The 13,205-nt window shown below is 64.7% G+C and carries 10 protein-coding genes and 3 pseudogenes; 4 read left to right on the top strand and 9 right to left on the bottom strand.

Features of this window, described 5'->3' with window-relative positions:
* Positions 1-32: 32 nt before the first annotated feature.
* Positions 33-1,254: pseudogene (locus tag ABIF91_RS02775) on the bottom strand (cytochrome P450).
* A 42-nt stretch (positions 1,255-1,296) separates the two neighbouring features.
* A pseudogene (locus ABIF91_RS02770) lies at positions 1,297-1,505 on the bottom strand (ferredoxin).
* A gap of 136 nt (positions 1,506-1,641) precedes the next feature.
* Between ABIF91_RS02770 and ABIF91_RS02765 the strand changes: the two are divergent.
* Positions 1,642-2,289, top strand: a complete 648-nt coding sequence (locus ABIF91_RS02765) for a TetR/AcrR family transcriptional regulator (protein ID WP_028178368.1) — start codon at positions 1,642-1,644, stop codon at positions 2,287-2,289.
* On the opposite strand, the gene ABIF91_RS02760 is transcribed toward ABIF91_RS02765, so the two are convergent.
* From ABIF91_RS02760 to ABIF91_RS02750, 3 genes are all read right to left on the bottom strand, one after another.
* Entirely contained in the window at positions 2,286-2,936 is a 651-nt protein-coding gene (locus ABIF91_RS02760) for an aspartate/glutamate racemase family protein (protein WP_028178367.1), read from the bottom strand. The two genes, ABIF91_RS02765 and ABIF91_RS02760, sit on opposite strands and share 4 nt — an antisense overlap.
* Positions 2,937-2,946: 10 nt before the next feature.
* A complete protein-coding gene (locus tag ABIF91_RS02755) occupies positions 2,947-4,365 on the bottom strand; it encodes an amidase (RefSeq protein WP_028178366.1) in 1,419 nt (472 codons plus the stop codon).
* A gap of 120 nt (positions 4,366-4,485) precedes the next feature.
* Positions 4,486-5,262, bottom strand: coding sequence for an SDR family oxidoreductase (locus ABIF91_RS02750; protein WP_028178365.1), 777 nt, complete (start codon positions 5,260-5,262; stop codon positions 4,486-4,488).
* A gap of 154 nt (positions 5,263-5,416) precedes the next feature.
* On the opposite strand from ABIF91_RS02750, the gene ABIF91_RS02745 reads away from it, so the two are divergent.
* Positions 5,417-6,490: a tartrate dehydrogenase gene (locus ABIF91_RS02745; RefSeq protein ID WP_424578745.1), complete on the top strand. Its 1,074-nt coding sequence runs from the start codon at positions 5,417-5,419 to the stop codon at positions 6,488-6,490.
* 76 nt (positions 6,491-6,566) lie between these two features.
* On the opposite strand, the gene ABIF91_RS02740 is transcribed toward ABIF91_RS02745, so the two are convergent.
* The 4 genes and pseudogenes from ABIF91_RS02740 to ABIF91_RS02725 all read right to left on the bottom strand — a co-directional run bounded on the left by ABIF91_RS02740 (position 6,567) and on the right by ABIF91_RS02725 (position 10,889).
* Positions 6,567-7,640, bottom strand: a complete 1,074-nt coding sequence (locus ABIF91_RS02740; RefSeq protein ID WP_028178363.1) for a malate/lactate/ureidoglycolate dehydrogenase — start codon at positions 7,638-7,640, stop codon at positions 6,567-6,569.
* An 11-nt stretch (positions 7,641-7,651) separates the two neighbouring features.
* Positions 7,652-8,564: pseudogene (locus ABIF91_RS02735) on the bottom strand (NAD(P)-dependent oxidoreductase).
* 12 nt (positions 8,565-8,576) lie between these two features.
* The gene (locus ABIF91_RS02730) at positions 8,577-9,827 is read right to left on the bottom strand and encodes a Zn-dependent hydrolase (RefSeq protein WP_028178361.1); all 1,251 of its coding nucleotides are present in this window, start codon (positions 9,825-9,827) and stop codon (positions 8,577-8,579) included.
* A 144-nt stretch (positions 9,828-9,971) separates the two neighbouring features.
* Positions 9,972-10,889: a LysR family transcriptional regulator gene (locus ABIF91_RS02725; protein WP_035673265.1), complete on the bottom strand. Its 918-nt coding sequence runs from the start codon at positions 10,887-10,889 to the stop codon at positions 9,972-9,974.
* Positions 10,890-11,009: 120 nt separating this feature from the next.
* Between ABIF91_RS02725 and ABIF91_RS02720 the strand changes: the two genes are divergently transcribed.
* Both ABIF91_RS02720 and ABIF91_RS02715 read left to right on the top strand, forming a co-directional pair.
* Complete coding sequence (locus ABIF91_RS02720; RefSeq protein WP_028178359.1) at positions 11,010-11,825, top strand: putative hydro-lyase; 816 nt, start codon at positions 11,010-11,012, stop codon at positions 11,823-11,825.
* Between the two features lie 89 nt (positions 11,826-11,914).
* Entirely contained in the window at positions 11,915-13,159 is a 1,245-nt protein-coding gene (locus ABIF91_RS02715) for an ABC transporter substrate-binding protein (protein ID WP_028178358.1), read from the top strand.
* Positions 13,160-13,205 lie beyond the last annotated feature (46 nt).

Genomic DNA, 13,205 nt, shown 5'->3' with positions numbered 1-13,205 from the left:
CCGGCCTTCCGCTTCCTTCGTCTGGGGAAGGCCTACATCGCCTTTCCCAGCAAAAATGGCAACTGCCGGGGGCCTCTCACCGTGCCCTGTGACCAAGTCACGGTGCCTGCCGGATCGAGCCGGAAGTCTGGAATCCGCTTCAGCCATTCCTCCAGCGCAACCTGCATCTCCATTCGCGCAAGGTTGGAACCGACGCAGCGATGGATACCGAGGCCGAAGGCGGCGTGGCGGTTCTCGCGGCGGTCGATCACGACTTTGTCAGCATTTGGAAACATCTTGGGGTCACGGTTAGCGGCCGGGAACGACAGCAGCACCATGTTGCCGGGCTTCACCGGACAACCCGAGACCGTGGTTTCCTTGACCACCTCGCGCGCCATCGTCACCGGCGAATAGGCGCGCAGCAGCTCCTCCACCGCGGTCGGGATCAGCCCGGGCTCGGCGATCAGCCGCTCGCGGTCGGCCGGCGTCTTCGCAAGATGCCAGAGCGAGGAGCCGATCGCGCTCCAGGTGGTGTCGATGCCGGCGATCAGCAGCAGGCGCAGCGAGCCCAGCACGTGGGAGTCCTCGAGCGGGTTGCCTTGCTTGTCCCTGGCGTTCATCAGATAGGAGATCAGGTCGTCGCTGGGCTTGTTCTTGCGCGCATTCGATGTGGCCGCTGAAATAGCCCGTCATCTCCTGCACGGCCTGGAGCAGCTTGCTCTCGTCCTTGATGCCGAGCTCGAGGATCATGTGAATCCAGTTGATGAAGAGATCGCTGTCGTTCTCGGGAATGCCGAGCATGTGCGCGATCGCCCGAACCGGGATGTATTTGCTGTAGCGTGCGGCAGCGTCGACCTTGCCGTCGGCGATAAACTCGTCGATCAGTTCGTTGCAGATGGCGCGAACCCGCGGTTCGAGCTTCTTCATCGCGTCCGGCGTGAAAGGCGGCAGCAGCAATTGCTTGGCCGGCTTGTGCTCGGGCGGGGCCGAGGTGATCGGCGGTGCCGCGTTCCTCGCGACTTCGGGGCGCACATCGCGGACGATGATGCGGCGTGAGGAGAAGTGCTCGGTGTCGTTGGCGATCTCGCGCACGGCTTCATAGGTCGTCGGCAGGTAGCAGCCGAGGAAGCGTTTCGTGTGCACCACGGGACTCGCGGCGCGCAGTTCGTCCCAGATCGGGAACGGGTCCTCCGTCCATTGCGGATCGGTGTGGTCGAAATCATGGACCCAGTCGGTCACGGGCGGATGGGCGGCGGGCTGGTTGACGTCGGTCATGGCAGGGAATCCCTCGGCTCGTGTTCGCTGCAGCTGGCCGCGCTACTCCTCGATCACATCGATTGCGATTTCCGGGCAGTTGGCTTTCGCAAGCCAGGCTTGTCCTCGAGCCCCGGCGGGACCGCGCCGTCGCCGGCTTCGTGCGCGTTGCCATATTCGTCGAGCTCGAAAAGCTCCGGCGCGAGGGCCTTGCAGCGGGCGTGGCCCTGGCATTTCTCCGGATCGACGTGAACCCTTAGTCGCTCTGACATTGCGGCTTCCTCGGTCGTGCGCGCGCGGGGCCCGAAGGGCGGCGCGTTCCTCATCTGGGATTGTTCTAAGTTATATCCTATTACATTCGCGGCGGGCTTCCCCTGTCAAGCGCAAACTCATAGGCTTCGACTCAACATGCGTTCACAATTCGCTCGCAAATCCGAGAAGACCTATCACCATGGCGATCTCCGCGACGCCTTGATCAAGGCCGCATTGCGCGAAGCGGAACAGGGCGGCGCCGAGGCGATCAGCATCAAGGCGCTTGCCAGGCAGCTCGGTGTTTCGCAGCCGGCGCCATACCGGCATTTCGTCGACCGTGAGGCGCTGCTCGCGGCGGTCACGGCGGAGGCGTTCCGGCAACTCACAGCGGTTCTGCGCGAGGCGATGGCGGAGCCGTCGAAGCAGTCGAAGCTCTCGCGACTCGCGCAAGCGACGCTCGATTTCGGTCTGCGCCGTAACGGTATCTACCGCTTGATGTTCGCCTCGCGCACCGTGTCCTGCGCGGCCAAGGGCAGCGAGCTGCACGAGGCGACGCGGGAGACCTTTGCGCTCGTGATCGAGGCGCTGGAGGCCCCGGCGGTCGGCTACTTGCGCGAGCGGCAGGCGCTCAAGATCTGGGCCGCGCTGCATGGGGTGGTGATGCTGGCCGAGCAGGGCCTGTTCACCGGCGAGGCGGCGCATGCCACGCGCGAGGAATTGGTCGAGGATTTCGTCAACGAGACGAAGGCTGCGCTCTCGGTCGCGATCAAGGATGCGCGGCGCCGGACAAAGGCCGGCGCCTAAGCCTTCGCCTTCAGCAGCCTCATCAGCTTGTCGACGGCACTGTCCGGCGTCGTCACGACCGGGCGGCCAGTGGCCTCCGCAACCAGCGGCGCAGTCGCGGCGATGCTGAATTGCGCGAGCGCGATGACGTCGCAGTCGCGCAAATCGCGAGATGCTTCCGCGATCAGCCGGTCGTGCGTGGCACGGTCGCCGCGATCGAGCGCGGCCAGCGCGCCCTCGGCCAGTTTCGGCACGATCTGGACGGAGGCAGGGAACTCGGGTGGCATCGAGGCCAGCGTCGGCGGAAAGGTCGAGAGCAGGCCGATGCGCTCACCCATGGTTATGGCACGTTCGATCATGGCCTCGTTCGGCTTCAGCACCGGCATCGACGCATGTGCGCGCGCGACCGCCTCGATGCAGGGGCCGAACGCGGAACAAGTGAACAGGATTCCATCCGCTCCCGTCGCCGCTGCGTAATCGCCCAGCGCGAGGAAGCGCTCGGTCATGGCATCGGTGAGCGCGCCGTCACGCGCCAGATCCGCAGACAGGCTGTCGTCGAGCAGGTTCATCAGCCGCGCCTCAGGCCACGCCGTCGCGAACGCCGCCTCGATCGGGGCGATGGAGTGCTTGAGGGCGTGGATGAGGGCGATGCGAGGCGGCGTCGTCATCAGGTATGTGTCAGTTCTTCACCTTCGGATCGATCGGGGTCGTGCCGCGCAAGCCCAGAATATCCTCCAGCACCTTCGCGCCGGCGATCACCTGGGCGTCGGCCCGCGGTGCGCCGACGACTTGCACGCCGACCGGCAGGCCCGACGCCGTGAAGCCGCACGGCAGCGAGAGCGCAGGACAGCAGGCGAGCGTGATGGCGTAGACGATGCCGAGCCACTCGACGTAATTGTCGAATCTCTTGCCGGCGCATTCGGCGACATAGCGGTGTTCGATCGGGAAGGGCGGCACGATCGTCGTCGGCACCAGCAGGAGATCGTAGGTCTTGAAGAACTCGACCGCCCGCGCAGTCATGCCGACGCGCTGCGCCTCGGCGCGCGCGAGCTGATCGACGGTGAGCTTGAGGCCTTCCTCGATGTTCCAGATCACCTCGGGCTTGAGCATGTCGCGTTTGGTGCGCAGCAGGTTGGCCTTGGTGATCGCGAAATCGAACGCGCGCAGCACGTGGAAGCATTCATGCGCCTCGCGCCAGTCCGGATGCGCCTCCTCCACGATCGCGCCGGCTTCCGCGAAGCGCTCCGCGGCCTTGCGCGTGATCTCCTTCACTTCTGGATCGACCGGCGTGATGCCAAGGTCGGGTGAATAGGCGATGCGCTTCGGCTTCTTGCCTGCCTGTGCCGCCGAAAGGAACGAGGTCGTCGGCGCCGGCAGCGACAGCGGATCGTCCGCATAGTCGCCGCTCATGGCGTCCAGCAGCAGCGCGAGATCCTCGACGTTGCGCGCCATCGGGCCGACCACGCCGAGATTGCGATCGATACCTGACTTGGGGGTATGCGCGACACGGCCGATGCTCGGCCGCATGCCGACGACGCCGCAGAAAGCCGCCGGGTTGCGCAAGGACCCGCCCATGTCGGAGCCCTGCGCGAGCCAGGCCATGCCGGTTGCGAGCGCCACGGCCGCGCCGCCGGAGGAACCCGCTGCCGATTTCGTCGTATCCCAGGGATTGAGCGTCGCACCGAACACCTCGTTGAAGGTGTTGGCGCCGGCGCCGAATTCCGGCGTGTTGGATTTGGCGTAGACCACCGCGCCGTTCGCCTCGAGGTTCTCGACCATGAGGTCGGACTTCGCGGGGATGTTGTCCTTGAAAATCGGCGAGCCCTGCGTGTTCAACACGCCCGCGACGTCGGTGAGATCCTTGATCGGCACCGGCAGCCCTGCGAGCAGCCCGCGCGCGCCGGCCGGCTTCTGCATCAGTGCTTTCGCATTGGTTCGCGCGCGATCGAAGCACTGCGTCGGCAGCGCGTTGACCTTGCCGTCGACCTCCTTGATGCGCTTCTCCAGCACATCCAGGAGCTCGAGCGGCGAGACGTCGCCGGACCGCAGCTTGTCGACGACGGCGCATGCTGTTTCGCGGATCAGGTCTTGAGACAATTATCTTACTCCTGTGCCCATTCTTGGTTTCGTCATTGCGAGCGCAGCGAAGCAATCCAGACTCTCACCGCGGATGCATTCCTGGATTGCTTCGCTGCGCTCGCAATGACGAGGATGGAGTTAGCCCCATCCCGCGCTGATGCCGCCGTCCACCGTATATATCACGCCCGACGTGTAGCCAGAGCGATCCGACGCCAGGAACGCCATGAGGTCGCCGATCTCGCGCGCATGCGCGGGGCGGCCAAGCGGCAGGCTCTTCTGGAATTCCTTGTAGCGGCTCTCGTCGCCGAACTGGTGCTTTGCCCGCGTCTTGAGCAGGGTGACGTGGCGATCGGTGCCGACGGGACCGGGATTGATGCCGACGACGCGGATGTTGTCGGCGAGGCTCTTGCCGCCGAGCGCGCGCGTGAACGCCATCAGCGCGGCGTTGCCGGCGCTGCCGCAGATGTAGTTAGCGTCGAATTTTTCGCCGGCCGCGCCGATGTCATTGACGATGACGCCGCCGCCCTTCGCCTTCATCTGCGCATAGATGTGCCGCGTCAGGTTGATGTAGCCGAACACTTTCAATTCCCAGGCGTGCCGCCAGGTCGCCTCGTCGATCTTGTCGATCGAGCCGCCGGGGATGTCGCCGGCATTGTTGACGAGCACGTCGATGTCGGCGGCTTCTTTCGCCAGCCGCGCCACGTCCTCCTCCTTGCGCAGATCGACGATGCTTGTTGTGGCGTCGATCTGGTGTGCGGAGCGCAGGCGGTCGGCCAGCGCCTTCAGCGCCTCGCCACTGCGGGCGGCGAGCAGGAGATGCGCGCCTTCCTCGGCAAACGCCTCGGCGGCGGCTGCGCCAATGCCCTTGGACGCGCCGGTGATCAGGACGCGCTTGCCACGCAGATGCAGATCCATGGGAGTACTCGCAGGATAGGAACAGGATCAAACCAGTAGGCGCTCGGCCGCGCCATGGTCAACATTGCAGTGCAGCGTTGCACCGTCCGCGACTTTGGTCCATTGCAGTGCGATCAAAACGCGGCGGCTGCCGGACCAACCAAGGACGTTCTCGATGAGCAAGAAGCAATACCGGATCGCGGTCATTCCCGGCGACGGCATCGGCAAGGAAGTCATGCCGGAGGGCCTGCGCGTTCTGGAGGCGGCGGCGAAGAAGCATGGCGTCTCCGTGCATTTCGACCATTTCGACTTCTCGTCCTGGGACTATTACGAGAAGCACGGCCAGATGATGCCCGATGACTGGAAGGAGAAGATCGGCAAGCACGATGCGATCTATTTCGGCGCGGTCGGCTGGCCGGCCAAGATCCCGGATCACGTCTCGTTGTGGGGCTCGCTGATCAAATTCCGCCGCGAGTTCGACCAGTACGTGAACCTTCGCCCGGTGCGGCTGATGCCCGGCGTGCCGTCGCCGCTGGCGGGCCGTAAGCCCGGCGACATCGATTTTTGGGTGGTGCGCGAGAACACGGAAGGCGAATACTCCTCCGTCGGCGGCCGCATGTTCCCCGACACCGACCGCGAGTTCGTGACCCAGCAGACGGTGATGACCCGCACCGGCGTCGATCGCATCCTGAAATTCGCCTTCGAGCTCGCGCAGTCGCGGCCGAAGAAACATTTGACCTCGGCGACGAAGTCCAACGGCATCTCCATCACCATGCCCTATTGGGACGAGCGCGTGGAGGCGATGGCCAAGAAGTTTCCGGGCGTGAAGTGGGACAAGTACCACATCGACATCCTGACGGCGAACTTCGTGCTGCATCCGGACTGGTTCGACGTCGTGGTCGGCTCGAATCTGTTCGGCGACATCCTCTCCGATCTCGGCCCGGCCTGCACCGGCACGATCGGCATCGCACCATCAGGCAACATCAATCCCGACGGCGATTTCCCCTCGGTGTTCGAGCCGGTGCACGGCTCGGCGCCCGATATCGCTGGCCAGGGCATCGCCAACCCGATCGGCATGATCTGGTCGGGCGCCATGATGTTCGAGCATCTCGGCGAAAAGAAAGCAGGAAGATCGATCGTCGATGCGATCGAGCGCACGCTGGCCGAACGCACGCTCCGCACCAAGGACCTCGGCGGCAACGCCGACACGACCGCCTGCGGTAAGGCGGTCGCGGAGATGGTGGATTGAGGCGGTGCTTCACCCTCTTCCCTTGTGGGAGAGGGTGGCTTCGATGCGAAGCACCGAAGACGGGTGAGGGGTCCGTTCAGCCCGCGATCTTCTCGATCGCGGCCTGATCCAGGCCGAACTTCTTCCCGGCTTCGAGAATCTCCTGCCAGGTGGTCGGATCGACCGGAACGCCTTCCGCGAGCCGCTTCTTCTTGGTCTCGCGCTCGGGATCGCCGGCGATCTTCACCTTGTCGACGCCGGGGGCGGGCGGCGAGGCGGTGTGCCAGGCGACGAAACTTTCGACTTCGCTCGCGAGGTTCTCGCCGGTGCCGAGCTTGCCCGGGTCGATGATGATCGAGAGCATGCCGTTGAGGACGTTGTACTTGCCGTCGGATGGGCCCTTGACCACCTGCCCCCCGGAGAGCGCGCCGCCGAGGATTTCGCACACCAGCGCGAGCCCCGAACCCTTGTGCTCGCCGAACGGCAGGATGGCGCCGTGCGGCGGGATCACGGTGTAGCGCGGGTTGGTGGTCGGCTTGCCTTCATTGTCGATGATGGTGCCGGGCTCGAGTTCGACGCCCTTGTTGTGGGCGACGCGGGTCTTGCCCTGCGCGATCCTGCTGGTGGCGAAGTCGAGCACAATCGGGGCCTTGCCCCTGCGCGGGATGCCGACGCAGAACGGGTTGGTGCCGTGGCGCGCATCGCTGCCGCCCCAGGGCGCCACGATCGGGCGCGAGATCACGTTGACGAAATGGATCGAGACCAGCCCGTGGTCGATGCATTGCTCGGCCCAGTGGCCGATGCGGCCGATATGGTGCGAGTTCGAGAGGCCGACGAGACACACGCCGTTGCGCTTGGCGCGCTCGGCGCCCAGCTCCATCGCCTCATAGCCCATCACCTGGCCGTAGCCGGTGAGGCCGTCGAGGGTGAGAAGCGGACCGGTGTCGAGCACGATCTTGACGTGCTGGTTCAAGGCGAGGCCGCCTGTGGTGACGCTCTGGACATAGCGCGGGATCATGCCGACACCGTGCGAGTCATGCCCTCTAAGATTGGCCTCGACCAGATTGGTGGAGACGAGCTCGGCCTCGCGGTCCGTAGACCCGCCCGCCTTGACGATGGCACGGACGACGTTGGTAAGCGGCTCAGCCTTGATGGTGCGATAGTCGGCCATTGTTGTTGCTCTTATCCTTTCACGATCCGGCGGCAGTGGACCCAGGCCGCTTCAATCAGGTTCTCGCTCGCCTCCGGCGTGCGGAAAGCCGAATGCGCCGACAGCGTCACGTTCGGCAATTTCGTCAGCGGATGATCGCCGGGCAGCGGCTCGATGTTGAAGACGTCGAGGCCGGCATGGCGAATATGGCCGGACTTCAGCGCGTCGATCATGGCGGCTTCGTCGACGACCGCGGCGCGTGCGGTGTTGATGAGGATGACACCACGCTTCATCGCAAGGATCTTCTCGCGCGTGATCATGCCGCGGGTTTCGTCGTTGAGCAGCAGATGCAGCGACACGACGTCGCTCTTCGCCAGCACCGTATCGAGATCGGTGAATTCGACGCCAGGATAGCTCTTGGGCGAGCGATTCCAGGCGATCACTTTCATGCCGCTTCCCGTGGCAATGCGCGCAACTTCCGCGGCGATGCCGCCGAATCCGATCAGGCCGAGGGTCTTGCCGCGTGAGCTGCATGCCGTCTTCGCGCAGCCAGTTGCCCGCCCGCATCTCGCGGTCCATCATCGCGATGACGCGGGCCGAAGCCCACATCAGCGCGATCGCGGACTCGGCGACCGCCGTGTCGCCATAGCCCTTGATCAGATGCACGGAAATGCCGAGCTCGGCGAGCTCCTCCGGGTTCATGTAGCTGCGCGCGCCGGTGCCGAGGAACACGACGTGCTTCAGCCCCGTGCATTTCCTCGCCACTTCGGTGGGAAGCGCGGTGTGGTCGACGATCGCGATCTCGGCGCCGTCGAGGATTTCCGGGTATTGCTCCGGCTTGATGTCGGGGTCCCTGTGGATCCGCACCTTGGGATCGCCGGGCTTCTCCAGCCGTTCCATGATCACGGCGAGGGCTTCATTGGCGTCGACGAAAACTCCGCGCATGGCTCTCTCCGATCAGGACGCTACGCCGGCAATCGCCAGCACGGTATGCATCAGGACGTTGGTGCCCGCAGCGCAGTCGGTCTGCGTGGCGTCCTCCAGCTCGTTGTGACTGATGCCATCCTTGCAGGGTACGAACACCATCGCCGCAGGCATGACGGTGTTGAGGTTGCAGGCGTCATGGCCGGCGCCGGAGGTGATGCGGCGAGAGGGATAGCCCAGCGTCTTCGCGGCGTTCTCGACCGCCGCGATCAGCTTGGGATCGAAATGCGTCGGCGGCTTGCGCCAGACCAGGTCGATCTTGACCTCGACCTTGCGCCGCGCGGCGATCTCGGCGATGGCCGCACGAAGATCGCGATCGAGCGCATCCATGATGGCGCCGTCGGCACTGCGGCAGTCCATGGTGAAGGCGAGCTCGCCGGGAATGACGTTGCGCGAGGGATTTGCGATCACGGCCTCGCCGATGGTGCCGACCGCGTTCGGCCCGTGCTTCTTGGCGATGGCCTCCATCGCCAGCACGATCTCCGACAGCGTCGCCAGCGCGTCGCGCCGCAGCGGCATCGGGGTCGAACCGGCATGGCTCTCGAAGCCGGAAATCTTGCCGTCGTACCAGAGCACGCCCTGGCCGGAATCGACCACGCCGATGGTCTTGCCTTCCGCCTCCAGAATGGGACCCTGCTCGATGTGCAGTTCGACGAAGCATCCGAGCTTCTGGAAGCCGACCGGCTTGTCGCCGCGATAGCCGATGCCGTCGAGCGCCTGGCCGACGGTCATGCCTTCGGCGTCCTTGCGCGACAGAATGTCGTCAGTGGTGAAGTCGCCGACATAGGCGGCGGAGGCCATCATTGCAGGTGCGAAACGCGAGCCTTCCTCGTTGGTCCAGTTGACGACGCAGATCGGAGCCTCGGTCTCGATGCCGGCGTCGTTCAGCGTCCGGATCACTTCCAGCGCGCCGAGCGTCCCCAGGATGCCGTCATATTTGCCGCCGGTCGGCTGGGTATCGAGATGCGAGCCGATGCCGACGGGCGGCTTCGACATGTCGCGGCCCTTGCGCAGGCCGAACATCGAGCCGAGCGCGTCGACGTGGACTTCCAGCCCGGCGTCCTCGCAGGCCTTGCGGAACCAGTCGCGCACCTGCTTGTCTTCCGCGCTCAGTGTCAGCCGCCGCACGCCGCCCTTGGCGGTCGCGCCGAATTGTGCGGTCTCGTGGATGGAGCCCCAGAGGCGGGCGGAATCGATTTGCAGATTGGTGGCGGCTCGGCTCATGCGTCTCTTCCATTTGATCGCTGTCATTCCGGGGCGCCCAAAGGGCGAACCCGGAATCTCGAGATTCCGGGTTCTCGTCTCCGGGCCGCGCGTAGCGCGGTCCCGCGAGAGCCCCGGAATGACGGTAGAAAACCCGGCGCTTTTTCAATGACGCGCCTGCGCGGGCGCGTCAACCGCGAGGCTGCTCTGCGCAATCTGCCTTGCGAGCTCGGCGACGCGCTCCACGGCGACGACGTCGGGAGAGGCGAGCCAGCTCGCGGTGAATGTCAGCGGCGCGATCGCGAGATCGGTGTCGAGCAGTTGCAGCCGTCCGTCGGCGAGCTCGTTCGCGACGATGGCGTCGGGGATCACGGCGATGCCGAGTCCCTCGACCGCCATGTGGATGACCGTTGCGAGCGAAGCAGAGGCATGCAGGCGGATCGGCGGCAGCTCCGGCCGGTCGAACACCTCGCGCACGACCTCGTAAGGCTTGGTCTTGCGCGGGAAGGTGATGATCGGAAACCGGGCGAGGTCCGCCGGCGTCACCGGGCCCTTGCCGAGTCCCAGCGAGGGGCTTGCGAGGAAGCCGATCGGATAATCGGCGAGCACGCGGTTGTGCACGCCGGAGGCGGACAACGGCCCGACGACGAAAGCGAGCTCGATCTCCTGCGCGAGCAGGCGCCCGGTGAGGTTCGGCGTGATGTCGACCTCGATCTCCAGCGACAGGTTCGGATAGACCTCGTTCACGCTCTTCACCAGCCGCGGCAGCCAGGTGTGCACGATGGTCTCGGCGACGCCGAGGCGCATCACGCCGCGCATCGCCGACCGGTCGCCGATCTCCGCCATCATCGCGGCACGCAGGCCGATCAGCTTCTCGGCATAGACCATCATCTGTCGCCCGCTGGGGGTGGGCGAGGCCACGCGATGATCGCGGTTCAGGAGCTTCACGCCCATCTCGCGCTCGAGCTGTGCAATGCGCTGCGAGATCGCCGGCTGGGTGGTGTTAAGTCGTTGGGCGGCGCCACGGAAGCTGCCGAGCTTCACAACCCAGAGGAATGTTTCGATCGACCTGAAGTCCAGCATTGGAAGGATTTTCCCGATCGATAAGTTTAATTTATCGATATTGATTAGAAACGACGATTAGACTTTATAGCACGCTTGGTGTTGGCTTGTCTTTGTCGAGTTTCTAGGCAGGTCGATCACATGACTGTTTTGGTGGCAGCGCAGCAAACTGAAACGCCCGACTCCCTTCCGAGCCGCAAGGCCCGGCTGGCCTATCGCGAGGGGCTGGTCGCCTCCACCGCCGGCGTCGCTCCGGGTTTTGTCCAGGGCAATCTGGCGATCCTGCCTGCCGAATATGCCGGCGCCTTTCACCGCTTCTGCCAGCTCAATCCGAAGCCATGTCCGATCATCGGCATGTCCGATGTCGGTAGCCCGCAGATCCCGTCCCTCGGCGCCGATCTCGACATCCGCACCGACGTGCCGCGCTACCGCGTCTGGCGCGACGGCGAGGTCGTGGACGAGCCGACCGACGTGACGAAGTATTGGCGCGACGATCTCGTGACCTTCGTGCTCGGTTGCTCCTTCTCGTTCGAAGAAGCTCTGCTCGAGGAGGGCATGCCGATCCGGCACATCGAGCACAATGTGCGCGTGCCGATGTACCGCACCAACATCGCCTGCGGCGAGGCTGGTCCATTCGCCGGTCCGATGGTCGTGTCGATGCGCCCGTTCAAGCCGGCCGATGCGATCCGCGCGGTGCAGATCACCTCGCGCTATCCCGCCGTCCACGGTGCGCCCGTGCATCTCGGCCATCCGCATCTGATCGGCATCAAGGACATTGCGAAGCCCGACTACGGCGATCCGGTGCCGGTCGCCGCCGACGAGATTCCGGTGTTCTGGGCCTGCGGGGTGACGCCGCAATCGGTGATCAATGCCGCAAAACTCCCATTCGCCATCACGCATTCGCCCGGCCTCATGCTGGTGACGGATCTGAAGAACAGAAACATGGCCGTGATTTAGTAGGCAGCGTCTGCTGCTTCTTCAGGCTTTACCGCATCCATCAATCGCTTCATTCGATCAGCCGAAATTCAGTAACAGGGAACCTTGCCATGACGATCACTCGCCGCGACGTGTTGTTGGGAGCCACCGCCACTGCCGCTCTCGTGCCGCTGGCAGCGCGCGCACAGAGCTCGGAAGTCGTGATCGGCGTGATCTATCCGTTCTCCGGCGGCAGCGCGCAGCAGGGCGTCGACGCGCAGAAGGCTTATGAGACCGCGCTCGAAGTCATCAACAAGGACACCGCTTTCGACCTGCCGCTGGCGAAAGGCGAAGGCCTGCCGGGTCTCGGCGGCGCGAAGATCCGCCTCGTGTTCGCCGATCACCAGGCCGATCCGCAGAAGGGCCGCGCCGAGGCCGAGCGCCTGATCACGCAGGAGAAGGTCTGCGCCATCATCGGCACCTACCAGAGCGCCGTTGCCGTCACGGTCAGCCAGATCTGCGAACGCTACCAGGTCCCGTTCGTTTCCGCCGACAATTTCTCGCCCAGCCTGCATCGCCGCGGCCTGAAATATTACTTCCGCGCGGCGCCGCATGACGAGATGTACTCGGCCGCGATGTTCGACTTCTTCGATGCCATGAAGAAGAAGGGCACCAAGATCGAGACGCTGTCGCTGTTCCACGAGGACACCATCTTCGGCACCGACTCCGGCAATGCCCAGACCAAGATCGCCGGCGAGCGCGGCTACAAGATCGTCACCGACATCAAGTATCGCGCCAACTCGCCCTCGCTCTCGGCCGAGGTGCAGCAGCTCAAGACCGCCAATGCCGACGTGCTGATGCCCTCGAGCTACACCACCGACGGCATCCTCCTGGTCAAGACCATGGCCGAGCTCGGCTACAAGCCGAATGCGATCGTGGCGCAGGACGCCGGCTTCTCCGAGAAGGCGCTCTATGATGCCGTCGGCGACAAGCTCGAAGGCGTGATCTCGCGCGGCACCTTCTCGCTCGACCTCGCGCAGAAGCGTCCGATGGTCGGCAAGATCAACGACATGTTCAAGGCGAAGTCGGGCAAGGATTTCAACGATCTCACCTCGCGTCAGTTCATGGGCCTGATCATCCTCGCCGACGCCATCAACCGCGCCAAGTCGACCGACGGCGAGAAGATCCGCGACGCGCTGGCGGCGACCGACATCCCGGGCGAGCAGACCATCATGCCCTGGAAGCGCGTCAAGTTCGACGAGATGGGCCAGAACAACGACGCCGATCCGGTGCTGCTGCAATATGTCGGCGGCAAGTTCGTCACCATCTTTCCGCCGCAGGCCGCGATCGCCGAGGCGATCTGGCCGATGAAGTGAGAGTGGGAAGCGGGAGCTCAGATGTAGCTCCCGCCCTCGTCCTGAG

This window comes from Bradyrhizobium sp. USDA 241 (genome assembly GCF_049739505.1).
GTDB classification, from domain to species: Bacteria; Pseudomonadota; Alphaproteobacteria; order Rhizobiales; family Xanthobacteraceae; genus Bradyrhizobium; species Bradyrhizobium liaoningense.
Note: the sequence above shows the minus strand (reverse complement) of the source record. Positions and strands in the feature narration are given on the sequence as shown.